The sequence below is a fragment of the Pseudomonas sp. MDT1-85 genome (assembly GCF_054898065.1).
The window spans coordinates 1,348,421-1,372,545 of the sequence record NZ_CM142715.1 but is presented as its reverse complement, the minus strand read 5'-3'; the positions used below and the strand labels follow the sequence as shown (position 1 = coordinate 1,372,545).

The following is a 24,125-nucleotide window of genomic DNA, read 5'->3' as shown; positions in this document are numbered from 1 at the left end:
ATGCCCGTGACGACTCCATATTTCCTCAGAACACCGCACACCCTGTGGGAGCGAGCCTGCTCGCGATGGGGTCAGCGCGGTCTGTCTGATACACCGAGTTGGTCGAGCGCGACCCCGGCTGATCGCGAGCAGACTCGCTCCCACACCGGGTATGCGTTCTGTGCGCTGGCATTGGCGGTGAGCCTTAGCGGCTGCGCCGGCCTGCCCGACCAGCGTCTGGCCAATGAAGCCCTCAAGCGCGGCGACACCGCGCTGGCGGCGCAGAACTACCAGCAACTGGCAGACCTGGGTTACAGCGAAGCCCAGGTTGGCCTGGCCGATCTGCAGGTCGACAGCCGCGACCCGGCGCAGGTCAAAAAGGCCGAGGCGACTTACCGCGCCGCGGCCAGCGTCTCGCCGCGGGCTCAGGCTCGCCTGGGTCGTCTGCTGGTGGCCAAACCCGGTGCCACCGAAGCCGAACACCAAGAAGCCGAAGCGCTGTTGAAGAAAGCCTCGGCCAATGGCGAAGGCAATACTCTGATCCCACTGGCGATGCTGTACCTGCAATACCCGCACAGTTTCCCGAACGTCAACGCACAGCAGCAGATCAGCCAATGGCGCACCGAAGGCAAACCGGAAGCGGGTCTGGCGCAAGTGCTGCTCTATCGCACCCAGGGCACTTACGACCAACACCTGGATGACGTGGAAAAGATCTGCAAAGCGGCGTTGAACACCACCGACATCTGCTACGTCGAACTGGCTACGGTCTATCAAAAACGTGGACAGCCAGAACAACAGGCCGAACTGATCAAGCAGATGCAAGCCGCTCAAAGCCGTGGCGTCGTTTCTGCGCAACGGGTGGACAGCGTGGCCCGCGTGCTGGCCGATGCGAGCCTGGGCAAGACCGACGAGAAAACTGCTCAGTCGCTGCTCGAAGGCATCGCACCTGGCTACCCGGCATCCTGGGTCAGCCTGGCGCAACTGCTCTACGACTTCCCTGAACTGGGCGACGTCGACACCATGATGAAGTACCTGGACAACGGCCGCGCCGCCGACCAGCCGCGTGCCGAACTGTTGCTGGGCAAGCTTTACTTCGAAGGAAAAATGTTGCCGGCCGACGCCAAGGTCGCCGAAGAGCACTTCAAGAAAGCCGTCGGCCGTGAAGTTGCCGCCGATTACTACCTCGGCCAGATTTACCGTCGTGGTTACCTGGGCAAGGTCTATCCGCAGAAAGCCCTGGATCACCTGCTGACCGCTGCGCGTAACGGCCAGAACAGCGCCGATTTCGCCATTGCCCAACTGTTCTCCCAAGGCAAGGGCACCCGGCCCGACCCGGTCAACGCTTATGTCTTCAGCCAATTGGCGAAGGCTCAAAACACCCCACAAGCCAATGAGCTTGCGCAAACCATCGAAGCGCAACTGCCGCCTGACCGGCTGGCCGAGGCCCAACGCCTGCTGAAACAGGAGCAGGCCATTCGTAGTGCCGTGAGTCCGGACACGCTGGAACTGCACGCCCTGCAACAAGAAGACGGCGAGGAATCCCTATGAAGCTCAATCCATTCGTGAAGGCCGGTATTGGCCTGACATTCGCCCTGCTGTGGTCGTGCCCGACCCTGGCAGCCCTGACCGAAGACAAGAACTTCGGCCTCGAAGTCAAAGTTACCGGCCAGTCCGAAGACGACCGTGACTTGGGCACTGCCAGCGGCGGCGACGTTTCCGGTGTCGGCCTCGACCTGCGTCCATGGGTATACGGCGAAAGCGGCGCGTGGAGCGCCTACGCCATGGGCCAGGCCGTGACGTCCACCGACATCATCGAAACGGACACCCTGCAACAGTCCGATAGCGACGGTACCCAGACCACCGACAACGGTGATCGCAAAACCAAGAAGAACTACCTGGCGATGCGTGAGTTCTGGGTCGGCTACAGCGGCCTCACGCCCTACCCTGGCGAGATCCTCAAGCTCGGTCGCCAACGCCTGCGCAACGACGACGGCCAATGGCGCGACACCAACATCGAAGCCCTGAACTGGACCTTCGACACCACGCTGTTGCGCGCCAACGTCGGTGTCGCCGAACGCTTCAGCGAATACCGCACCGACTTGAAAGAGCTGGCGCCCAAGGACAAGGATCGCCTGCACGTTTTCGGCGACGTTGCCACTCAATGGTCGCCAGGTAACTGGGTCGGCATTCGCGGTCATCACACCCACGATGACGGCAAGCTCGACTACCCGGAGCCGGGTGTGGCCGGCGATTCGCTGGATAAAAAACAGAACGGTGACATCAGTTGGCTCGGCCTCACCGCCGACAGCGACGCCTACAACTGGCGCAACACCAACACCGTCAACTACTGGGGCAGCATCACCGGCATGAGCGGCGACACCGACACGGTCAACCCGCTGAACGCCGATGGCACGCGCCCGACCGAAGCCAAACGTGGTGAAGACCTCAATGGCTGGGCCACCGATATCGGCCTGCGTTTGCGCCTTGATCCGCAGTGGCAAGTCGGTGCGGCGTATGCCCGTGCCAGCGCGGAGTACGAACAGACCGGCCTGGAAAGCAACCGCTCGAACTACACCGGTACACGCTCGCGGGTTCACCGTTTCGGCGAAGCCTTCCGTGGCGAAATGAACAACATGCAGACCGCTACCCTGTTCGGCTCGTGGATGCTCAACGACGAATACGACGCCAGTCTGATCTACCACAAGTTCTGGCGCGTCGACGGCAACAAGCCGGTGGGCAGCAATGGCATCAACGCCGTCGAAAACAACACCGACGACGTGACCGGCGCGATCCTCTCCAGCACCTCCCTGCCGCTGGAAGATGGCAACAAAGACCTCGGTCAGGAAATGGACCTGGTGGTCACCAAGTACTTCAAGCAAGGCCTGCTGCCGGCGTCGTTGAGTCAGTCGATTGATGAGCCTTCGGCACTGGTGCGGTTCCGTGGCGGTGTGTTCAAGCCTGGCGATGCGTATGGCAAAGAAGTCGACTCGTACATGCACCGCGCGTTTGTCGACGTGGTCTGGCGCTTCTGATGCAAACCGCGAAGGGAGTGCCCGACATGAACAGTGCCAAGAAAGGCTCGATCAGCCTGCTGGCCGGCGCGCTGCTGCTGGCCAGCGCAGCGGCCTTCGCCACCGTCGAACCGGCCAAGTCTGTGCACCAGCCTGAACAGCAGAGCAAACCGACGACCATGGCCAAGGGACTGCAACAGGCCAAGACCTACACCGTCAGCAGCGCGCCAACCGCGCCGCTGGACCTGGCCGCGCCGAAACTGCCGGACACCTCTGGCTACACCGCGGAAGCCATCGCCGAGAAAATCGTGCGCACCAAACCCGGCAAAATCAGCGTGCGCCGGATGATGCAGGAGAACGCCCTGAAGGACTTCATCGGCGGCGACAACAAGATGGCCGAGTGGGTGGTGCGTCAGCATGGCATCCCGCAGGCGATCTTCATCGACGACGGCTACATGAACCTCAAGGACCTGGCGAAGAAGCTGCCCAAGCAGTACTTCAGCGAAACCTCGCCGGGGGTGTTCCTGGCGAAGTTGCCAATCGTGGTGGGTAACAAGGGCATTCTGGAAATCGACAAGCAGACCCAGGAATTGCGCCTGTCCCAAGAGGCCGGTTCGTTCCTGGTCAACGACGGCCAGCTGTTCGTGCGTGACACCAAAATCACTGGCTGGAGCGAGAAGGCAAACGGGCCGGCGGCTTTCAAGTCGGCCAAGGAGTTCCGTCCGTTCCTGCTCTCCTGGGGTGGCACCGAGACCTACATCGCCAACAGCAAGATTGCCAGTTTCGGTTACGCCAACAGTAAGTCCTACGGCGTGAGTATTTCCCAATACACGCCGAACATGGCCAAGGTCCTCAAGCGGCCGGAACCGACTGGCTGGATCGTCGGCTCCGAGTTCTCGGACATGTGGTACGGCTTCTACTGCTACGAAACCCGCGACTTCGTGGTCAAGGGCAACACCTACAAAGACAACATCGTCTACGGCATCGACCCGCATGACCGGTCGCATGGCCTGATCATCGCCGACAACACGGTGTTCGGTACGAAGAAGAAGCACGGGATCATTATTTCCCGTGAGGTCAACGACAGCTTCATCTTCAACAACCGCAGCTACGACAACAAGTTGTCGGGCCTGGTGATCGACCGTAACAGCGTAAACAACCTGATCGCCTACAACGAGATCTACAAGAACCACACCGACGGCATCACCCTCTACGAGAGTGCCGACAACCTGTTGTGGGGCAACAAGGTGATCAGCAACCAGCGCCACGGCATCCGTATTCGTAACAGCGTGAACATTCGCCTGTACGAAAACATCTCGATGGCCAACGGCCTGACCGGTGTCTACGGGCACATCAAAGACCTGACCGACACCGACCGGGACATCAAGCTCGACCCGTTCGACGCCCAGGTGTCGCTGATCGTCGTCGGCGGTGAACTGGCCGCCAATGGCAGCGGACCGCTGTCCATCGACTCGCCGTTGAGCGTGGAGCTGTATCGCGTGTCGATGCTCGCACCGACCAAATCCAGCGGCATCAGCTTCTCGGGGATTCTCGGCGAACGCCAGGATGAAATTCTCGACCTGCTGGTGCGCCAGCAGAAAGCCGTGCTGATCGACCCTGTCGAACGCCAGACCGAAATGCGGGACTGAGGATAATTTTATGCACTCACACTTGATCAAATTACTCAGCCTGTCGGCCCTGACCGCGGGCATTCTCGCGGCCAGCACTGGCGTACGTGCCGAAGACGCCAAAGCACCCAGCTTCAAGGCCGAGGATTGCTGCAGCCTGTGCCCCGCCGCCCACGACGCGAAGAACTACACCACCCGCTATCAGCAGAACTTCACCACGCTGGTGCAGGCGCAGGGCGATTGGCTGTTCCGTACGCAAGAAGACTTGCGCACCGAGTTCGACACCACACCCGCCGGCTACAAACGCCTGAAACAACTGCACGATGCGTTCAAGAGCAAAGGTGTGGAACTGGTCATCGTTTACCAGCCGACCCGTGGCCTGGTGAACCGCAACAAGCTGAACCCGGCAGAGAAGGCGAGCTACGATTTTGACAAGGCGCTGAAGAACTACAAAACCATGCTCGGACGTTTCGCGCAAATGGGTTACGTAGTCCCGGACCTGTCGCCGCTGACCAACGAATCGCTGCCCGAAACCCTGCCGGCTCACGATTTCTACTTCCGCGGCGACCAACACTGGACGCCGTATGGCGCCCAACGCACAGCGAAAATTGTCGCCGAGAAGGTCAAGCAATTGCCGGCCTTCGCCGACGTTCCCAAGCGTGAATTCGAGACCCATAAGTCGGGTCGCATGGGCAAGACCGGAACGTTACACAACATGGCGGGTCAACTCTGTGGCACTAGCTACGCGATCCAGTACATGGATCAGTTCACCACCGAGCCAAAGGGCGAAGCGGGCGATGGCGATCTGTTCAGTGATTCCGGCAATCCGGAAATCACCCTGGTCGGCACCAGCCACAGTGGCAAGAACTACAACTTCGCCGGTTTCCTCGAAGAGGCCATCGGTGCCGACATCCTCAACGTGGCGTTCCCCGGTGGTGGCTTCGAAGGTTCGATGCTGCAGTACCTGGGCAGCGAAGAGTTCCAGACCAAACCACCGAAAATCCTCATCTGGGAATTCTCGCCGCTTTATCGCCTCGATCAGGAAACCATCTACCGCCAGATGATGGCGCTGCTGGACAACGGTTGCGAAGGCAAAGATGCACAGATGAGCGCCAGTGCCACGCTGAAACCGGGCAAAAACGAATTGATGGTCAACAGCAAGAACCTGGACCTGCGCAACAGCAGTCACCAGGTCGATATCCGCTTCGCCGACACCTCGGTGAAAACCTTGCAAGCCACCCTCTGGTACATGAACGGGCGCCACGAGGACATCAAGATCGAGAAACCGGAAACCTCCGATACCGACGGGCGTTTCGCCTTCGAGTTGCGCACGGACGAAGACTGGGCCTCGCAGAACCTGCTGGCCGTCGAAGTCCAGGGACCTGAAAAACCAGGTACCACGCCTCAGAAAGTCGAAGCGAAAATCTGCAAACGCAACGTGTTCTCCGGCACCGGGCAGCGTACCGCTCAAGCCGGGCAATGAGGCTACCTCTTATGAACTGCATGCAAACCCGAACGCTGAAAAAGTTACTCGCGCCCTCCCTGCTGACGCTGGCGATGTTCGCCGGCGCCACCCAGGCCGCCGCGCCACTTCGCCCGCCGCAGGGTTACTTCGCGCCAATTGAAAAAGTCAAAACCGGCGACAAGCGTGAAGGCTGCGAAGCGATGCCGACGCCCTACACCGGCGCCCTGCAATTTCGCAGCAAATACGAAGGCTCCGACAAGGCCCGTTCGACCCTGAACGAGGCATCGGAAAAAGCTTTCCGCGACACCACCGCCGACATCACCAAGATCGAGCGCAGCACCAGCAAGCAAGTGATGAAGTTCATGCGTGACGGTAATCCTGCACAACTGGAATGCACCCTCAACTGGCTGGCTACTTGGGCTCGGGCGGATGCACTGATGTCCAAGGACTTCAACCACACCGGCAAGTCCATGCGCAAATGGGCGTTGGGCAGCATGGCTTCGTCCTATGTCCGCTTGAAGTTCTCTGACTCGCATCCGCTGGCTACCCACCAGCAAGAGGCGCAAGTGATCGAAGCCTGGTTCAGCAAAATGGCCGATCAGGTGGTCAGCGACTGGGACAACCTGCCGCTCGAGCAAACCAACAACCACTCGTACTGGGCCGCCTGGTCGGTGATGGCCACGTCGGTCGCCACCAACCGCCGCGACCTGTTCGATTGGGCCGTCAAGGAATACAAGGTCGGCGTCAATCAGGTCGACGCCCAAGGTTTCCTGCCCAACGAACTCAAGCGCCAGCAACGCGCCCTCGCCTATCACAACTATGCCCTGCCGCCACTGGCGATGATCGCCAGTTTCGCTCAGGTCAACGGTGTGGATTTGCGCCAGGAAAACAACGGCGCCTTAAAACGCCTGGGTGATCGCGTGCTTGCAGGCGTGGAAGACCCGGATGAATTCGAGGAGAAGAACGGTAAAGAGCAGGACATGACCGACCTCAAGGTCGATTCGAAATTCGCCTGGCTCGAACCGTTCTGCTCGCTCTACACCTGCACGCCGGAGGTGCTGGCGCAGAAACACAAAATGCAGCCGTTCAAGACCTTCCGCCTCGGCGGGGATTTGACCAAGGTCTACGACCCGGCCAGCGAGAAGGGCAAAGGCTCTTAGGCAAACACAAAACCCTTGTGGGAGCGAGCCTGCTCGCGATGACTGAGTGTCAGTCGACATTGATGTTGAATGTCAGATCGCAATCGCGAGCAGGCTCGCTCCCACAGGGTCAGTGTCAGGCATGAGTAGTTTGTTACGCCCCCCGGATTTTCATGGGGGGTTTGGGGGGGCCGTCGGCCCTTGACTGTTGGTTAAACATGGAGAGATCGGGATGGTATTTTCATCCAACGTGTTCCTGTTTCTGTTCTTGCCGATCTTTCTCGGCATGTACTACCTGAGCGGAATACGCTATCGCAACTTGCTGCTGCTGATTGCCAGCTACGTGTTCTACGCCTGGTGGCGTGTGGACTTCCTTGCGCTGTTCGCAGCCGTCACGCTGTGGAACTACTGGATCGGCCTGAAAGTCGGTGCGGCAGGCGTTCGGACCAAACCGGCCCAGCGCTGGCTGCTCCTGGGCGTGGGCGTCGACCTGTGCATCCTCGGCTACTTCAAGTACGCCAACTTCGGCGTGGACAGCATCAACGCGATGATGACCTCGGTCGGTCTGTCGCCGTTCATCCTGACCCACGTGCTGTTGCCGATCGGGATCTCGTTCTACATCTTCGAGTCCATCAGCTACATCATCGACGTCTACCGCGGTGATACCCCGGCGACCCGCAACCTGATCGACTTTGCCGCATTCGTGGCGATCTTCCCGCACCTGATCGCAGGTCCGGTGTTGCGCTTCCGTGACCTGGCGGACCAGTTCAACAACCGCACCCACACCCTCGACAAGTTCTCCGAAGGTGCCACGCGGTTCATGCAGGGCTTCATCAAGAAGGTCTTCATCGCCGACACCCTGGCGGTGGTGGCCGACCATTGCTTCGCCTTGCAGAACCCGACCACGGGCGATGCCTGGCTCGGCGCCCTGGCCTACACCGCGCAGCTGTACTTCGACTTCTCCGGCTATAGCGACATGGCGATTGGTCTGGGCTTGATGATGGGTTTCCGCTTCATGGAAAACTTCAAACAGCCGTACATCAGCCAGTCGATCACCGAGTTCTGGCGTCGCTGGCACATCAGCCTGTCGACCTGGTTGCGTGACTATCTGTACATCACCCTCGGCGGTAACCGTAAAGGCACGCTGATGACCTATCGCAACCTGTTCCTGACCATGCTGCTTGGTGGTCTGTGGCACGGCGCGAACATCACCTACATCATCTGGGGTGCCTGGCACGGCATGTGGCTGGCGATCGAAAAGGCCATCGGCCTGAACACTTCGCCGCGCAGCTTCAACCCGGTTCGCTGGGCCCTGACCTTCCTGCTGGTGGTGATGGGCTGGGTGATCTTCCGCGCAGAAAACCTGCACGTCGCCGGTCGCATGTACGGCGCGATGTTCAGCTTCGGCGAATGGTCGCTGTCGGAACTCAACCAGGCCAACCTCACCGGTCTGCAAGTGGCGACCCTGGTGGTGGCTTACGCAACCCTGGCGTTCTTCGGCCTGCGTGATTTCTACACCAACCAGCCGCCGATCAAGACCAAGCCTGCCGCGAACACCGAGACCGATGGCCCGGCCGCGGCGACGCCAGGTTTGATCAAAGCCGTACCGGGCGACAACCCGGGCAGCATCCACGAACCGGGTTACACCGTCGGCGTTGAAGCGACTGTGCAACCGGCCTACTGGACCGCTGACTGGTCCCGTTACGTGATGCGCGCTCTGGTACTGCTGCTGTTCATCGCCTCGATTCTCAAACTCTCGGCGCAAAGCTTCTCGCCGTTCCTTTACTTCCAGTTCTGAGGGATCTGACTATGACCCGCTCATTACGCATCTTCTACATCGCCCTGTTCCTGGTGACCTTGCTGGTCCTGGGTGTGTGGTCGGTACGCAGCTTCTTCGGTTTCAGCACCAACGCCGATGCGACCGTGCTCAACGGTCGCTGGAGCAAAGCCGTTGAAACACACTACGACGACGAGTTCCCGATCAAGCGCCTGGGCACCAACCTTTGGGCCGCGCTGGATTTCAAACTGTTCAACGAAGGTCGTCCGGGCGTAGTGCTCGGTCGCGATCAGTGGCTCTACAGCGATGAAGAGTTCCACCCGATCGTCAACGAAGAGTTGAACCTGCAGGGCAACTACGCGCTGGTCGAAGGCGTGCGTCAGGAACTGAAAAAGCAAGGCGTGCAGCTGGTGATGGCGATTGTCCCGGCCAAGACGCGTCTGTACCCGGAACATCTGGGTGAAGTGAAGCCGGCGAGTATCCACGCCAATCTGTACAAGGATTTCCACGCTCGTGTGGCGGCCAACAAGATCCTCGCCCCTGACCTGCTCGGCCCGCTGCAAAAGGGCAAGCAGGACGGTCAGCAAGTGTTCCTGCGCACCGACACCCACTGGACCCCTGAAGGCGCGCAAATCGCTGCCCAGACCCTGGCCAAGACCATTGCCGACAAGGCTCCGCTCAGCGGCGAACCGCAAAACTTCGTCACCGAACCTGCGGAAAAGGTGACGCACAAGGGCGACCTCCGGTTGTTCCTGCCGCTGGACCCGCTGTTCGAAAACCTGATGCCAGCGCAAGAGCCATTGCAGAAGCGCAACACCGTGGCTGCGCAAGATCAGCCTGCCGGTGACGACGCTCTGTTCGCCAACACTGAAGTGCCGGTGGCCCTGATTGGCACCAGCTACAGCGCCAACCCGAACTGGAACTTCGTCGGTGCGCTGAAAGAAGCACTGCGCAGCGACGTGGTCAATTACGCCGAAGACGGCCATGGCCCGATTCTGCCGATGCTCACCTACCTGAAAAGCGATGCTTTCAAGAACAGTCCGCCACAAGTGCTGATCTGGGAGTTCCCTGAACGATATCTGCCTGTGAACAACGAAATCGGTGACGCCGACCCGCAGTGGGTCGCAGAGCTTAAACAAGCCGGCGCGCGCCAACAAAACGTAGCTGCATACACTAAATCCGAGACGCCCGACCGGGCGCAAAACTGAAAGAGAGGTACACCATGACTTTCACTACTACTCCTCGCCGTCTCGCCGCTCGCTCCATCAAAGCAGTTGCCCTCGTCGCCGGCATGAGCGTGCTGTCGATGCAGGCCTTCGCCGGTGACGGCGCGCTCTACGGCCCGACCGCACCAAAAGGCTCCAGTTTCGTGCGGGTCTTCAACGCCGGCAACGCTGAAGTCAGCGCCACTGTTGGCACCACCAACCTGAGCGAAGTCGCGCCGCTGTCCAGCACAGATTTCAGCTTCATGCCGGGCGGCGATTACAGCGCCAAAGTCGGCAGCCAGACACTGCCGGTGAAATTGGCCGGCGACCATTATTACACCCTGGTCAACAACGCCAGCGGCGCGCCACAACTGATCGAAGAGCCGCCGTTCAAGAACAAGCAGAAATCCCTGGTTCGCGTACAGAACCTCAGCGACAAGGCCCTGACCCTGAAAACCGCCGACGGCAAGACCGAAGTGGTCCCGTCCGTAGCGGCCAAGGGCCGTGGCGAGCGTGAAATCAACCCGGTGAAAGTCAGCTTGGCTCTGTACGACGGCGCCACCAAAGTCGGTGACGTGAAGCCGGTTGCCCTGGAACGAGGCGAAGCGGCGGTGCTGTACGTCACCGGCAGCGGCAGCAGCCTGTCGCCAGTGTGGGTCAAGCGCCCGGTTTCGACGCGCTAACAAATTTTCCTGACTGACGCATCCCCCCTGTGGGAGCGAGCCTGCTCGCGATTGCGGTCTGACATTCAGCATCGATGTCGACTGATACGCCGCCTTCGCGAGCAGGCTCGCTCCCACAATAAACCGAGGTGTCAGTCGGGACACGGAACAAGAACAAGAGTGAAACGACAGAACGTTCGTGGCTCTAACCAATCGATTTTAAAGGAGTAACAACATGATTCCGGTGATCTTGTCAGGTGGTAGCGGCTCACGTCTTTGGCCGCTTTCGCGTAAGCAATTCCCCAAGCAATTCCTCGCCCTGACCGGCGAACACACGCTATTCCAGCAAACCCTGGAACGCCTGGTGCTCGAAGGCATGGACACCCCGATCGTGGTCTGCAACAAGGAACACCGTTTCATCGTCAACGAGCAGCTGAGCGCCCGCAACCTGGACACCCAGCGCATTCTGATGGAACCCTTCGGCCGCAACACCTCGCCAGCAGTGGCCCTGACCGCGATGATGCTGGTCAATGAAGGTCGCGACGAGTTGATGCTGGTGCTGCCAGCCGACCACGTGCTGGAAGACCAGAAAGCCCTGCAACGCGCCCTGGCCTTGGCCACTGTGGCAGCCGAACGTGGCGAGATGGTGCTGTTCGGCGTGCCGGCGACCAAACCGGAAACCGGTTACGGCTACATCAAATCCACCAACGATGCGCTGCTGCCGGAAGGCGTCAGCCGTGTCTCGCACTTCGTCGAAAAACCTGACGTGAAACGCGCCACCGAATTCGTCCAGTCCGGTGGTTACTTCTGGAACAGCGGCATGTTCCTGTTCCGCGCCAGCCGTTTCCTCGAAGAACTGAAAAAACACGATCCGGACATTTACGACACCTGCGTACTGACGCTGGAACGTAGCGCACACGATGCCGACACCGTCGATATCGACCCTGCCACCTTCGCCTGCTGCCCGGACAATTCCATCGACTATTCGGTGATGGAAAAAACCCAGCGCGCCTGCGTAGTGCCGCTGACCGCTGGCTGGAGCGATGTCGGTTGCTGGTCGTCGCTGTGGGAAGTCAATGAAAAAGACGCCAACGGTAACGTCACCAAAGGCGACGTGGTCATCCAGGACAGCAAAAACTGCATGATCCACGGCAACGGCAAACTGGTGTCGGTGATCGGCCTGGAAAACATCGTGGTCGTCGAAACCAAGGACGCCATGATGATCGTCCACAAGGACAAGGTCCAAGGCGTGAAACAGATGGTCAACACCCTCAACGAGCAGGGCCGCAGCGAAACCCAGAACCACTGCGAAGTCTATCGTCCGTGGGGCTCCTACGACTCGGTCGACATGGGTGGCCGTTTCCAGGTCAAGCGCATCTCGGTCAAACCGGGCGCGTGCCTTTCGCTGCAGATGCACCACCACCGCGCCGAACACTGGATCGTGGTCAGCGGCACTGCCGAAGTGACCTGCGACGAAAACGTGTTCCTGCTGACTGAAAACCAGTCGACCTACATCCCGATCGCCTCGGTCCACCGCTTGCGCAACCCGGGCAAGATCTCGCTGGAAATCATCGAAGTGCAATCGGGCAGCTACCTGGGTGAAGACGATATCGAGCGGTTTGAAGATATCTACGGTCGCTCCACCCCGATCGAACGCGGCGTGTCGGTGAAAACCATCGCGCAGTAACGCTCAGTAAAACAAGAAGCCCCCGTCCAGCCCGCTGCGCTCCCTATCCGCAGTGGGTTGGGCGGGGGCTTTTTTCTCTTACGTCAGCCGTGAGCTGACTTGGATGTCTCATTAAGTGATTGTCGTCTTCCGGCGTAAGGCTTGGGCGCGACAAGCTCAATGAAATCCTGCTGTCGGTTCAAGGTCTGAACCACCGCTTGCGTCTGCGTCGAAACTTCAGCGACTTTCTCGAAGGTTTCCGGATCAGCGCTACCGGAACTAGCGAATTCAATTTTGATTGCCTGCATCCTGAATTCCAGCATATCGATTACGGCGGGTATTTCATCGTAAGCCCCGCTAAGCGATGTCGCGTTCAGTCCTTGCGATGCGTGGTAAAACTCCCGACTTGTCTTGATCAGACCTGGCGCTTGCGACCCCAGCTTACTGCCGACCTTTTCGACCACCTTATCAACAACTGCGGTGGTGATTTGTTTCCTCAATTGCTTTCGCCCTTCACTTGTCCGCGGGTCAACTGCAGCCAGTTCAAGTTTGGCCGTTGCAAGACTGAGTTTCTTTTTGGGTTCAACGCTCTCGATGAATGCCTTAGGGTTCATTTCGTTACCCTTGAAGTTGATCGGACGGTCCAGTTGATAGGTGTCCACCACCTTGGAAATCAAAGCATCTGCCGCCTTGGAGCCGACTTTCGTCCCGACCTTGACCCCTAGCGCTGCGCCCCCTGGACCTATCAACCCACCCAAGGCACCGCCTGCCGCAGCTCCCGCCGCCGTACCGGTCGCACTGACAGCACTGCTGGCAAGTTGGGTAGCGATCCGTCGGCCCAGTGCTTTGAACCGATGCAGCGGATAGGCGTGATTGAGTATTGAATTCTTGAGATCCGAAACGGCTCCTCCAACCGATGAGACCAAGGTTTGCTGCTTATCCAGGCTCTCATTCAACTCCGAAGTTTCAGTCTTTCCACCGCCGTCGCTATCGACATAAGTCAACGGCGAATTACCGACCATCTGATACAGATTCGGCCCATCGACGAACCCCTTGGGATCTGGGTTGAGCCAACGTTGCAACCACGGCACGTAATAACGCAGCCCATAGTAATAAAGCCCTGTGGCGTCCCGCTCCTTGCCCGAATAACGAATGGTTTTGTAACTTGCTTCAACGACGTCCGTTCCGGCAAACCACGCGGTCTCGCCGAAGGGATAGTAGGTTTCCTGACTGATGATTCGCGCGGCATCGGCGAGTTCCAGGGTGCAAGAGTTCAGGTGATCAACGAGGTTGTAACGGTATAGATTTTTGGGCACGCCGGACGGTGGATCCGTCTCCCAGTGCCATACCCGGACGCTGTTGAGGCCCGCCTGAGCGGTGATGACTTGCAGTACTTCCCCGGCGCCACTGTCGGTACGAAGTTCCAGCCCCGGCAAGTAACGCACTTCAGCCACCACGGTGCGGGCATTGGTATTGAGTGAGCGAATTTTACGCACTCGCTGGCCACCGCCATCGTAGACATAGAACTCCTGATCATTGAGCCCCCGGACGCGCTCCACCGGACTGACCGATTGCAGTTGGTTGCGCAGATCCCACGTCAGAAACCGGCCCTGATCCAGCGCCAGTAAATTGCCCCTGGCATCGAACGCGGCAGCGATTTCTGCTTCGGTGGGTGGCACCCCGTTGCGCCAGGGCAGACAGCGATTGCTGTAGCGGGCGGCCTTCAGTTCACGCCCCGGGCCTTGTGCGCCAACGTGGGTCAGCATCAACAGATTGCCGCTTTCGTCATAGCTGTAAATCTGCCGGTAGTTGCTGACCGCCGCCGGATCGACCCGTCCCATCGATGCGGGTCCCTGATTGGCACTGCCCGCCTCCCAGCCAAAGGCTTCAATCAACTGGTAGAGGCTGTCGTAGCTAAAACGGCTGAGCGGCTCGATACGCTGATTGGCAAAGTGACGCACGGCCAGTGCCTTGTCTTCGATGCTGAGGACGTTGCCCATTCGGTCATATTCATAGATCAGATGCTGCAACAATCGAGCACTCGCATCCTGCGCCCGCCGCTCCCTCAATAATCCGTCTTCAGCTCGGTAAACCAGAGTGGTTTGCACAGCGTTGCCGGCAGTTTCGTGCGCAACTTGCCCTTGGGCGTTGTACTGGATATCACTGACCAGCGTCTGCCAGGTAGTCAGCCCCTGAAGTTGCAAGCGCGCCTCACGCAAGGAACCGTCAAGGGTCAGGCTGAAGGACTGGCGGTTTTCCTTGGCATCAATCTGTTCCAGAACATCGCCCAACGGACCGAAATTCCACGTTGAAACAGCCCCCTCCTCCACCTCAAGCAGCCGCTGGCGATCGGCTTCCAACTCCGGCCAGTCAGGCGTAACAGGGTCCAGCGTGAAGTGACGAACTTGCTTCACGCATTGGCCGGTGATCGAAAATGCCTCAAACAGCACAGTCCCGGCGGGATCGTCATGACGGATCAACTGGCCACATTGATTCTGGTCACGATGGTCGGGACCGCCATAGGCCATGCGTTCAACTGACCTTCGCGGCTCGGTTAGGCCCTGCTCGAACACTGCCACGGGACGGAGCAGGTCGTCGTATTCAACTTCGCGTCGTGTACCTCGGCTGTCCCACGCCAGCAAAATCTCGTCACCCAGACCGGGCAGGTTCAGTTGCAATCCAGCATCGACGCTGACGGTACACAGCGCATTGCCGGACAGCGAATGCACGGTCGTTGAATTGGCGGGTGTCAGAGGATCTTCATCCTGCAATGCCCAAAGCCGCGGATCCCACTGTTTTATGGGGTGGCCCGCAGCATCATGGGCGGTGCGATTGATGCGTGCTTCGCTGGGCAGGTTTACGACGGCGCGCCAATAGTCCACCGAACGGATCAACAAGCCACGCGGGTCGACGACAGACAATTTTGGTGTTTTGTGGTGCATTCCCATCGTCAAGACCTGCTTGCCTATGTCCTGTTTGCCAATCGGCATCTAACCGTTCGTGGACATGCCTGGCTACTATCAGAAATGACAGTACCGACCAACGGCCATCGATCTTGCTCCACGAATGTCCATTCCCGCGCCCCTTCGGTAGGATGGTGGTTATGAGTTCAAGGAGCGTTCACACATGTTCATCGGCGTCCTGCTGGTCATCACCTGGCTGATCCTGCTGCTGCGCTACCCGTCCAAGGCCGTGCCGGTTTCCATGGCCGCCGCCGTCGGATTGGGCCTGGTAGCGGTGTGGGTATTCTGGCTGGACACCCGCGAGGTCAAGCAACTGGCGCGCCTTGAGCTGCGCATCGTCTATGCCCCGGAGCACTGCCCGGCGGATCGCCCCTTGAAACTGAGCATGAACAACGGCAATGACGTACCGCTGACCGAACTGCGCTGGCGTATCGCCGCTTATGCTCCGGGCGACACGGTCAATCTGGCCGATAATCAATACGCCGCGCCACGTTATCGCGGCCCCGGCGAATTGCAGGCCGGCGGCAATTGGGAAGACTGCTTGCCAATGCCGCCCCTGCGCCCCGGCTATCGCCCGCAAACCCTGGAGTTTCGCGCCGAGCGTTTGCAGGGTAGTTTCTCCGACTGATCCTCCCTTTTTTTTGCACAAGGACCGCGCCATGCCCGTTGCGTTGATTACCGGTTGTTCCAGCGGCATTGGCCGCGCCCTCGCCGACGCTTTCAAAAGTGCCGGTTACGAAGTCTGGGCCAGCGCCCGCAAGGCTGAAGACGTAGCCGCTCTAACCGCTGCCGGTTTCACCGCCGTGCAGCTGGACGTGAACGATGGCCCGGTCCTCGAACAACTGAGTGAGCGGATAAATCAGCAGTGCGGCGGTCTTGATGTGCTAATCAACAACGCCGGTTATGGCGCTATGGGGCCGCTGCTCGACGGCGGTGTGCCGGCCATGCAACGGCAATTCGAAACCAACGTATTTGCGATCGTTGGCGTCACTCGCGCGATGTTCCCGGTGCTGCGTCGCGCCAGGGGCCTGGTGGTGAACATCGGCAGCGTTTCCGGGGTTCTGGTCACGCCGTTTGCCGGTGCTTACTGCGCCTCGAAAGCTGCGGTGCATGCCTTGAGCGATGCGTTGCGCATGGAATTGGCGCCATTCGGCGTGCGGGTCATGGAAGTTCAGCCTGGGGCTATCGCGTCCAGCTTCGCCAAGAATGCCGGCAACGAAGCTGAGCAACTGATCACCGAGCAGTCGCCCTGGTGGCCGCTGCGTGAAGGCATTCGTGCACGGGCCAAGGCGTCTCAGGACAAGCCGACGCCGGCCAGTGAATTTGCCGCCGGTTTATTGAAGGCAGTGCAGCAGAATAAACCGCCGCGTCTGGTGCGTTTGGGTAATGGTAGCCGGGCGTTGCCGTTGATGGCGGGGTTGCTGCCAAAAGGGTTGCTTGAGTCGGGGTTGATGAAGCGGTTCGGGTTGCGCGGGCAACTTTGAGACCGGGTTGACGCCATCGCGGGCAAGCCCGCTCCCACAAGGTTCTACTGGGTAGCATAGATAGCATTCACACCAACGATCACTGTGGGAGCGAGCTTGCTCGCGATGACGTCAGAACAGACTTTGCAGACTTTCAGGAAACAACATGAGCGACTACACCGAATACTTTGACGAAGTGATCCAGGCCCACATAGCCATCGAGCAATGGTTGGCCGAGGAGCGAGACGAGTCCGAGCTTCAGCAATTGCTGACGCGTTTTTCGCCGCAGTTTTCCATGATCTCGCCATTGGGCCGGGTGCTGGATTTCGAGGCGTTGAATGAATTGTTTCTGCTGGCGGGCGGGAAGAAGCTCGGGTTCAGGATCGAGCTCAGCGAGTTGCGAGGTATCGCGCTGTACGACGGTGGCGCAGTGGTGAGTTACCGCGAGCAGCAGACTGATGCGACAGGGCTGCATTCTGATCGGCGATCCTCGGTGGTGTTTGAGAAACAGGCCGATGGCAAGGTGGTTTGGCGGCATTTGCATGAGACGTTTTGCAAGGGGTGAGACCGAGTTGCGCCCATCGCGAGCAGGCTCGCTCCCACATTGACCGAGCTCGAACGCTGATTCGGCGAACGACGCAAATCCCCTGTGGGAGCGAGCCTGCTCGCGATGGACGCGACTCGGTCTAACGGCTAGTTAACAACCACCGTACACGTAATCCCCGCCGCCAACAGCACGCCCTCCGGCACTTCATCAATGTGAATCCGCACCGGCACCCGCTGCGCCAGGCGCACCCAGTTGAAGGTCGGGTTCACGTCGGCGATCAGCTCGCGGCTTTCCGGGTTGTCGCGGTCATAGATGCCGCGAGAAATGCTTTCCACATGGCCCTTGAGCACTTCGCCGCTCATCAGTTGCATATCGGCTTTATCACCCACGCGCACGCGGGGCAGTTTGGTTTCTTCGAAGAAGCCATACACCCAGAACGAGTTCATATCGACCACGGCCATTTTCGCTTCGCCGATGCGTGCGTAGTCGCCGCGATGGACGTTGAGGTTGGTGACGTAGCCGTCCACCGCCGCACGTACTTCCGTGCGTTTGAGGTTCAGTTCGGCCGCTTCCAGTTGCGCCTGGGCGTGCTGGTAATCGGCCAGGGCCGAGTCGGCGATGTTGGTGGCGTCGTCGCGGTTTTCCCTGGAGATCACCAGGTTGTCGAGGTCGGCGCGGCGATGGGCGTTGACCTTGCGCATCTCCCACGTGGCTTTGCGCGAAGCCACCAGCGACTGCGCCTGTTTCACCGCGATGCGGTAATGCTCGGGGTCGATGCGCATCAGCAAATCGCCCTTCTTCACTAGCTGGTTGTCGCGCACCGGCACGTCCACCACTTCACCGGTAACGTCGGCGGCGACGTTGATGATGTCGGCGCGCACCCGGCCGTCGCGGGTCCAGGGTGTGTTCATGTAATGCACCCACAGGGTCCGGCCGATCCACAGGGCAAGGGCCAACACCAGCAGGGTCGCGAGCAGGCTGAAAAGCTTTTTCATCGGGGCCTTCTTCAGAGATAGAGAGTCAACGGTAGACAGTCAGCGCCAGGGCGCCGAACAGACAGGTAAACAGACTCAGGCGCAGCAGCGCCGGGTGCCAGAAGAAACGGTACAAATCAAACCCGGAGAGGAACCGGTCCAGCGCCCAGGCCAGCGCCGCCGCAATGAAAAACATCAGGGTCATGGTCGGCATGTACACGCCGTGGAAGGCGATTTCACGAGGCATGTTCAAGTCCTTGGGGCTTGGCAGTGGCGATGGCATTTATGCAGTCCGCGAGCGGCGATTGCGGGTCGAGCAGCGAGGTGCGGATGAAGTGCAGGTAGCTTTTCACCCGGCGCAAGGCAGAGGTGTCGAAATGCGGCGCGAAGGGCTCATCGGTGGCCTGCACGCGGCTGATCGCGTGGTCGACCGCGACCAGCGCACGCTCCAGATTGCTCGGGCTGGGTTGCAGAAACAGTCGCACCAGCGAACGCCCCATCACCCGGATTGACTGGCGCCACGGCTGGGATTCGGCGTACGCCGGGTGCACCGGCAGAATCGCCTGTTCCTTGCGCAACTCGATGATCGCGTGGCCGACTTCCAGCACCACGAACATCCAGCGCAGCAAGTCCCGTTGCACCTGTGGCTGTCCCGCGGCCAGACCATAGGCCTGATGCAAAAGATCGCGAGTGCGACTTTCGAAACTCGACGCCAACCCTTTGAGTTTGCCGCCGATGGCATACACCACTTGCCCGCGCAAATCCTGCTCCAGCCGCCGCCATAACCAGCGGCTGTTGGGCGGCAGAATGATCGCCCCGGCCGCCGCGCACACCAGCATGCCCATGATCATGGCGATGTAGTCGTTGATGAAGGCGTAAGGGTTGTAAACCGTGAGGTTGTCCGGCACCGAACCGGTGCTGAAGAAGATCAGTAACCCCAGGCCAACCCCGGCGTATTGCGGCCGTGAAGTCAGAAACGCCCCGATCACGATCACCGGCGCGAGCATCACGCAGAGCAACGGAAACCCATCGATCAAGGGGAAGATGAAAAACATCTCGACGAAGCCGATCAGTGCCCCGAGCAACGTCCCGCAGGCCATCTGAAATGCCATGCGCTTGGGGTTCGGTGTCGCCGCTGAAAGGCCCACGGTGGCAGCAGCGATCAGGGTCATGGTCGCCCCGCTCGGCCACGCCGTGGCCACCCAATAACTGCCGAGCACCACGAGTATGAACGCTGCGCGAATGCCCGATGCCGCCGAGGCCAGCCAGTTGGTTTGCGGGGTGAAGGGCTCGTCCCAACGTTCACGTTCGTGGCTGTGATCGGCCAGCGACGCGTGGGTCTGTGCATAACTGTGCAGGTCGTCGACAAAGCGATAAAGCAGCTCGTAGGCGGTGTGAAAATCCAGCTGCTCGGCGTCGCTCGGATCACTCTCCTGAAAGGTCGCCCGCAAACTACGAACGCGCGCCGGCAAGTGTTCCTTATAGGTCGCCAACGCGGTGGCCAGGCGTGCAGCGTCGGGGCTGGTCAAAGCGCGACCGCTAAAACCGTCGAGCACTTCGGCCAGATCCTGTAACCCCGGTTTGATAGCCGCGACAACGTGATCGGTGCCGCCGCTGCGCAGGCGTTCGAGCAACTGATGCAGCGCATTGAAGCGCGTGGTAATGCCCATGAATTCGCTGTTCAAACGACTGAGCCGCCCATTGCGCCGACGCATGTGCGGGTCTTCGAACACCGTGACGCTGCGCAGCCCTTCCAGGCCCACCGCCTCGGCGATAAACCGCACGTTGTTCGCTTCAAACGCCTCGCGCCGGCTGCGACCGCGCAAGCCATCGGTGACGAACAAGGCAAATACGCCGAAGCGCTGATACAAGGCATTGCGCATCGCGGCACTGGCGGTTTGCGGCAGGATCGCGGCGCTGACCAGTGTCGAGCAGAGAATCCCCAAGGAGATTTCCAATACACGCCAAACCGCCGCCATGAACGCGCCATCGGGGTGAGCCAATGCAGGCAGCCCGACCATCGCCGCCGTATAACCGGCGAGTACAAATCCATAGGCGCGGAAGTTGCGATAACGCGCCGCGCCGGCCGAGCAGAGGCCGACCCAGATCGCCAGCGAGCCGAGGAACAGTTCGGTGTTCTGCGCAAACAAGGCAATCAACGCGACCATCACCGCCGACCCGGCCAACGTGCCGAGGAAGCGATAGAAGCTCTTGGCAAACACTTGGCCGCTTTGCGGTTGCATGACGATGAATACGGTGATCATCGCGGTACGTGGTTGCGGCAACTCCAGACGCATGGCCAGCCACAGGGTCAGGAATGCGGCGAACAGCACCTTGAAAATGTAGACCCAGGTCACGCCGTCGCTGCGCGCCCAGTCGTAGAAACCCCGGCGCCATTCAAGGGAATACAGCCAGCGCAAAGGTGCGGGCAAGGGAGTCATGGAATTTTGCTCATTGAGATTCGGTTAAGACGCAGAACCTGTGGGAGCGAGCCTGCTCCGGGCGGCGTTCCGACGATGGCGATTTCGCATTCAACATTGATGTCGACTGACACACCGCTATCGCGAGCAGGCTCGCTCCCACAGGTTTTGTGTTCAACGCAAAAGAATCGGGGTTTTCGGGGGTTGGGTTTTCTCGGCATTCGGGACGTCGTTGCCAGCGCCGAGGCCTCCGCCCAAAGCAGTCACAAATTGCGCATGAGCACTCAAGCGCGCGGCCTGAACCTGCTGCTGCACTTGTTGCTGCTTGAACAACAAGGTCTGCGCATTGAGCACGTTGAGGTAATCGGCGAGCCCACGCTGATACGCGATCATCGCGATGTCGTAGGTCTTCTGCGCCGTGGTCACCGACTCGGCGGCGAAGGCTTGTTGCTTGTCCATCGACTCGCGGCGAATCAACTGGTCGGAGATGTTCTTCAGCGCATTAACCAGCGTCTGGTTGTACCTGGCCACCGCGATGTCATAACCCGCCGAGGCTTCGCCCAACTCCGAACGCAAACGACCGCCATCGAGGATCGGCAACGAGATCGCAGGACCGACGCTGTAGTTGAGCTTCTTGCCGGTCAAAAACTCCAGCGCCCCACCGCCGGTGGCCATGTAGCCGAGGCTGCCGACCAGATCGACGTTGGGATAGAAACCGGCATGGGCAACATCGATACCCCGCGCCTGCGCCGCCACTTGCCAGCGACTGGCGACCACGTCCGGGCGTTGACCGAGCAATTGCGCCGGCAGCGACGACGGCAGTTTCAATGCCGCGCCCAACGACAACGTTGGCCGTTGCAATTGCGCGCCCTCCCCCGGCCCCTTACCGGCCAGAGCGGCGAGTTGGTTATGGCTGAGGGCAATTTCTTCGTCCAGCGCATCGAGCTGACGATGGGTTTCCGGCAGCGGTGTTTCGGCCTGGCTGACGTCGAAATGCGTGCCGATGCCGCCGTCCAGACGTTTCTGTGCCAGGTCGAGAATTTGCTGTTGCTGCTTCAACGTTGCCGCGACGATGTCCCGTTGCGCGTAATGCAATGAGAGCTCGATGTAGGCGCGCACGATGTTGTTCTGCAATTCGAGCTGGGCCTGCCGCGCTTCGGCGACACTCATGTGGGCCATGTCCACGGCACGTTCGGTGGCGTTGCTTTCGCGCCCCCAAAGGTCGAGGGCATAGCTGAAGCCCAGCGCGGCGTTGTTGTCCCAGGTGGTGCTGTTGGCCAACTCGCCGGGGCCGTAGAACTGATCGATGGGCCAGTTGTGGCGCTTGAGGGTGGATTGGCCATTGATCTGCAACGACTCGGCGGACTCGGCAATGCCAGCCATGGACCGCGCCTGACGCACTCGCGCCGCGGCCATGGCCATGCTCGGGCTGCCTTGCAGGGCGAGGTCGATCCAGCGGTTCAGTTGCGGGTCGCCGTAGGCTTGCCACCATTGAGCGGTGGGCCAATGAGCATCCTGCGCGGCGCTCTGAATGGCGTCGTCGGTGGCCAATGAATTGGCCTCCAGTACCTTGCCTTGTGGAGCAATACCTGCGGTTCCGATGCAGCCACTAATTGCCAGGGTTAAAGCCAAAATACCGAGCGTCTTGAGCGCTCTGTTGATGCGACGCGGCACTGCTGCGATTTCCTGAAATAGGGGGAGATCCTGTAGGAGCGAGGCTTGCCCGCGAAGGCGTCTTATCAAGCGACAGCCATGGTGCCTGTGAGGACGCCTTCGCGGGCAAGCCTCGCTCCTACATGAGACCGACGCAATTCTAGGGGTTGGCCTTGTTGGCGATAAGCCGGGATTCCTGTGAATCTTTATTACCGTTAACGCGATAATCCCTTGGTCGCGTCTTTAGTCGCCTGTAAAGAATCAGTAACTTCGTGTCACAATTTGCCCATTCGCCAAGAGAGCCACCCCATGGACACTTTGCAAAACATGCGCGCCTTCAGTTACGTGGCCGAGGCCGGCAGCTTCACCGCCGCCGCCGTGCAACTCGACACCACCACGGCCAACGTTTCGCGCGCGGTCTCCAACCTGGAAGCCCACCTGCAAACCCGTCTGCTCAACCGCACCACCCGCCGCATCGCCCTGACCGAGGCCGGCAAGCGTTATCTTTTGCGCTGCGAGCAGATCCTGGCCTACGTCGAAGAAGCCGAAGCCGAGGCCAGCGACGCCCACGCGCGCCCGGCCGGGCAACTCAAGGTGCACACCATGACCGGCATCGGTCAGCACTTCGTGATCGACGCCATCGCCCGCTACCGCAAAACCCACCCGGACGTGACCTTCGACCTGACCATGGCCAACCGCGTGCCGGATCTGCTCGATGAGGGCTACGACGTGTCCATCGTGCTCGCCAGCGAACTGCCCGACTCGGGCTTCGTCTCCCAGCGTTTGGGCATTACCTACAGCATTGTTTGCGCATCGCCCGCCTATGTAAAAGCCAACGGTTGCGCGCACAAACCCAGCGATCTGCTCAACCACGCCTGCCTGCGCCTGGTGAGCCCGGTCATCCCGCTGGAAAAATGGACCTTCGACGGCCCTGAAGGCCAGGAAATGGTCACCATCAACAGCTCGCCGTTTTTGGTGAACTCCGCTGATGCGATGAAGACTGCAATCACCAGCGGCATGGGGGTTGGGGTATTGCCGGTGTATGCGGCGATTGAAGGGCTGCGTAACGGCACGCTGGTGCGGGTGATGCCGAACTACCGTTCGCAGGAACTGAATCTGTATGCGATCTATCCGTCGCGGCAATATCTGGACGCGAAGATAAAGACGTGGGTCGAGTACTTGCGCGGGTCGTTGCCAGAGATATTGGCGGCGCATCAGGCGGAATTGGCGGCGTATGAATTGAGTGGGAGTTTGGGTGGGGTTCGGGTGGCGAATTGAGCTACAGACGGTCCTACAAATCGCCAATGTTCGGGGATGCTTCCCACGTGTTTTGACGGTTGGTGTGTGGGACGGGAGATGGGTAGGCTTTGGGGGTCGCTGACGAATCAGCGATCAGGTCTGGAAAACCTGGATCAATTCTTTACCTCAGCACATGGCATACTGCGGCGCTTTTTTGCTCGCAATGTTATGGCGGCTGTGCGCGGGAGACCTTCGGGTCTGCCGGGTTTTGGTGGGATTGACCGGTTTTTCCAGTCCGCGCACGGCTGCCACCCTTTGTCTGGAAAACAAAAGT

At 59.8% G+C, this 24,125-nt stretch carries 18 protein-coding genes; 13 read left to right on the top strand and 5 right to left on the bottom strand.

The genetic code is table 11. The features are described 5' to 3' along the window. The 9 genes from algK to ACYZT2_RS06035 all read left to right on the top strand — a co-directional run bounded on the left by algK (position 1) and on the right by ACYZT2_RS06035 (position 12,553). The gene (algK, locus tag ACYZT2_RS06075; protein WP_461970953.1) at positions 1-1,527 is read left to right on the top strand and encodes an alginate biosynthesis TPR repeat lipoprotein AlgK; all 1,527 of its coding nucleotides are present in this window, start codon (positions 1-3) and stop codon (positions 1,525-1,527) included. Next, entirely contained in the window at positions 1,524-3,011 is a 1,488-nt protein-coding gene (locus ACYZT2_RS06070) for an alginate export family protein (RefSeq protein ID WP_461970950.1), read from the top strand. Before algK ends, ACYZT2_RS06070 begins: the two co-directional genes overlap by 4 nt. A gap of 26 nt (positions 3,012-3,037) precedes the next feature. Continuing rightward, entirely contained in the window at positions 3,038-4,639 is a 1,602-nt protein-coding gene (algG, locus tag ACYZT2_RS06065) for a mannuronan 5-epimerase AlgG (protein WP_461970948.1), read from the top strand. 10 nt (positions 4,640-4,649) lie between these two features. Further along, positions 4,650-6,101, top strand: coding sequence for an alginate O-acetyltransferase (locus ACYZT2_RS06060; protein ID WP_461970946.1), 1,452 nt, complete (start codon positions 4,650-4,652; stop codon positions 6,099-6,101). An 11-nt stretch (positions 6,102-6,112) separates the two neighbouring features. Then, positions 6,113-7,243 (top strand): mannuronate-specific alginate lyase, encoded by a 1,131-nt coding sequence (locus ACYZT2_RS06055; protein ID WP_461970944.1) that lies wholly within the window; start codon positions 6,113-6,115, stop codon positions 7,241-7,243. A gap of 211 nt (positions 7,244-7,454) precedes the next feature. Continuing rightward, positions 7,455-9,020, top strand: coding sequence for an MBOAT family O-acyltransferase (locus ACYZT2_RS06050; RefSeq protein WP_461970942.1), 1,566 nt, complete (start codon positions 7,455-7,457; stop codon positions 9,018-9,020). A gap of 11 nt (positions 9,021-9,031) precedes the next feature. After that, positions 9,032-10,207 (top strand): alginate O-acetyltransferase, encoded by a 1,176-nt coding sequence (locus ACYZT2_RS06045; protein WP_461970941.1) that lies wholly within the window; start codon positions 9,032-9,034, stop codon positions 10,205-10,207. A gap of 14 nt (positions 10,208-10,221) precedes the next feature. Next, on the top strand, positions 10,222-10,887 hold the full coding sequence (locus ACYZT2_RS06040) for an alginate O-acetyltransferase AlgF (protein WP_237884800.1): 666 nt from the start codon (positions 10,222-10,224) through the stop codon (positions 10,885-10,887). A gap of 214 nt (positions 10,888-11,101) precedes the next feature. Continuing rightward, the gene (locus tag ACYZT2_RS06035) at positions 11,102-12,553 is read left to right on the top strand and encodes a mannose-1-phosphate guanylyltransferase/mannose-6-phosphate isomerase (RefSeq protein WP_461970938.1); all 1,452 of its coding nucleotides are present in this window, start codon (positions 11,102-11,104) and stop codon (positions 12,551-12,553) included. 83 nt (positions 12,554-12,636) lie between these two features. Here the strand turns inward: ACYZT2_RS06035 and ACYZT2_RS06030 are convergent, their stop codons facing one another. Further along, positions 12,637-15,480: an RHS repeat domain-containing protein gene (locus ACYZT2_RS06030; protein ID WP_461973000.1), complete on the bottom strand. Its 2,844-nt coding sequence runs from the start codon at positions 15,478-15,480 to the stop codon at positions 12,637-12,639. 178 nt (positions 15,481-15,658) lie between these two features. Here ACYZT2_RS06030 and ACYZT2_RS06025 point away from each other — a divergent pair, with 178 nt between their 5' ends. The 3 genes from ACYZT2_RS06025 to ACYZT2_RS06015 all read left to right on the top strand — a co-directional run bounded on the left by ACYZT2_RS06025 (position 15,659) and on the right by ACYZT2_RS06015 (position 17,523). Beyond that, positions 15,659-16,123: a multidrug transporter gene (locus ACYZT2_RS06025; protein ID WP_461970936.1), complete on the top strand. Its 465-nt coding sequence runs from the start codon at positions 15,659-15,661 to the stop codon at positions 16,121-16,123. A gap of 31 nt (positions 16,124-16,154) precedes the next feature. Further along, positions 16,155-16,979 carry an SDR family oxidoreductase gene (locus tag ACYZT2_RS06020; protein ID WP_461970934.1) on the top strand — a complete coding sequence of 275 codons (825 nt, stop codon included), beginning with the start codon at positions 16,155-16,157 and terminating at the stop codon, positions 16,977-16,979. A 145-nt stretch (positions 16,980-17,124) separates the two neighbouring features. Next, positions 17,125-17,523: a DUF4440 domain-containing protein gene (locus ACYZT2_RS06015; RefSeq protein WP_461970932.1), complete on the top strand. Its 399-nt coding sequence runs from the start codon at positions 17,125-17,127 to the stop codon at positions 17,521-17,523. A 128-nt stretch (positions 17,524-17,651) separates the two neighbouring features. Here ACYZT2_RS06015 and ACYZT2_RS06010 read toward each other — a convergent pair whose 3' ends face one another. From ACYZT2_RS06010 to ACYZT2_RS05995, 4 genes are all read right to left on the bottom strand, one after another. Beyond that, entirely contained in the window at positions 17,652-18,500 is an 849-nt protein-coding gene (locus ACYZT2_RS06010) for an efflux RND transporter periplasmic adaptor subunit (protein ID WP_123719952.1), read from the bottom strand. A gap of 25 nt (positions 18,501-18,525) precedes the next feature. Next, positions 18,526-18,726, bottom strand: coding sequence for a DUF1656 domain-containing protein (locus ACYZT2_RS06005; protein ID WP_007896379.1), 201 nt, complete (start codon positions 18,724-18,726; stop codon positions 18,526-18,528). Next, positions 18,716-20,920, bottom strand: coding sequence for an FUSC family protein (locus ACYZT2_RS06000; protein ID WP_461970930.1), 2,205 nt, complete (start codon positions 20,918-20,920; stop codon positions 18,716-18,718). Before ACYZT2_RS06000 ends, ACYZT2_RS06005 begins: the two co-directional genes overlap by 11 nt. A gap of 153 nt (positions 20,921-21,073) precedes the next feature. Then, positions 21,074-22,573, bottom strand: coding sequence for an efflux transporter outer membrane subunit (locus ACYZT2_RS05995; protein ID WP_461970928.1), 1,500 nt, complete (start codon positions 22,571-22,573; stop codon positions 21,074-21,076). 288 nt (positions 22,574-22,861) lie between these two features. On the opposite strand from ACYZT2_RS05995, the gene ACYZT2_RS05990 reads away from it, so the two are divergent. Next, positions 22,862-23,830 (top strand): LysR family transcriptional regulator, encoded by a 969-nt coding sequence (locus ACYZT2_RS05990; protein ID WP_038979032.1) that lies wholly within the window; start codon positions 22,862-22,864, stop codon positions 23,828-23,830. Positions 23,831-24,125 lie beyond the last annotated feature (295 nt).

Coding starts and splice junctions, on each gene's coding strand:
- algK (WP_461970953.1), top strand. CDS start 1: ATGCCCGTGACGACTCCATATTTCCTCAGAACACCGCACACCCTGTGG.
- ACYZT2_RS06070 (WP_461970950.1), top strand. CDS start 1,524: ATGAAGCTCAATCCATTCGTGAAGGCCGGTATTGGCCTGACATTCGCC.
- algG (WP_461970948.1), top strand. CDS start 3,038: ATGAACAGTGCCAAGAAAGGCTCGATCAGCCTGCTGGCCGGCGCGCTG.
- ACYZT2_RS06060 (WP_461970946.1), top strand. CDS start 4,650: ATGCACTCACACTTGATCAAATTACTCAGCCTGTCGGCCCTGACCGCG.
- ACYZT2_RS06055 (WP_461970944.1), top strand. CDS start 6,113: ATGAACTGCATGCAAACCCGAACGCTGAAAAAGTTACTCGCGCCCTCC.
- ACYZT2_RS06050 (WP_461970942.1), top strand. CDS start 7,455: ATGGTATTTTCATCCAACGTGTTCCTGTTTCTGTTCTTGCCGATCTTT.
- ACYZT2_RS06045 (WP_461970941.1), top strand. CDS start 9,032: ATGACCCGCTCATTACGCATCTTCTACATCGCCCTGTTCCTGGTGACC.
- ACYZT2_RS06040 (WP_237884800.1), top strand. CDS start 10,222: ATGACTTTCACTACTACTCCTCGCCGTCTCGCCGCTCGCTCCATCAAA.
- ACYZT2_RS06035 (WP_461970938.1), top strand. CDS start 11,102: ATGATTCCGGTGATCTTGTCAGGTGGTAGCGGCTCACGTCTTTGGCCG.
- ACYZT2_RS06030 (WP_461973000.1), bottom strand. CDS start 15,480: ATGGGAATGCACCACAAAACACCAAAATTGTCTGTCGTCGACCCGCGT.
- ACYZT2_RS06025 (WP_461970936.1), top strand. CDS start 15,659: ATGTTCATCGGCGTCCTGCTGGTCATCACCTGGCTGATCCTGCTGCTG.
- ACYZT2_RS06020 (WP_461970934.1), top strand. CDS start 16,155: ATGCCCGTTGCGTTGATTACCGGTTGTTCCAGCGGCATTGGCCGCGCC.
- ACYZT2_RS06015 (WP_461970932.1), top strand. CDS start 17,125: ATGAGCGACTACACCGAATACTTTGACGAAGTGATCCAGGCCCACATA.
- ACYZT2_RS06010 (WP_123719952.1), bottom strand. CDS start 18,500: ATGAAAAAGCTTTTCAGCCTGCTCGCGACCCTGCTGGTGTTGGCCCTT.
- ACYZT2_RS06005 (WP_007896379.1), bottom strand. CDS start 18,726: ATGCCTCGTGAAATCGCCTTCCACGGCGTGTACATGCCGACCATGACC.
- ACYZT2_RS06000 (WP_461970930.1), bottom strand. CDS start 20,920: ATGACTCCCTTGCCCGCACCTTTGCGCTGGCTGTATTCCCTTGAATGG.
- ACYZT2_RS05990 (WP_038979032.1), top strand. CDS start 22,862: ATGGACACTTTGCAAAACATGCGCGCCTTCAGTTACGTGGCCGAGGCC.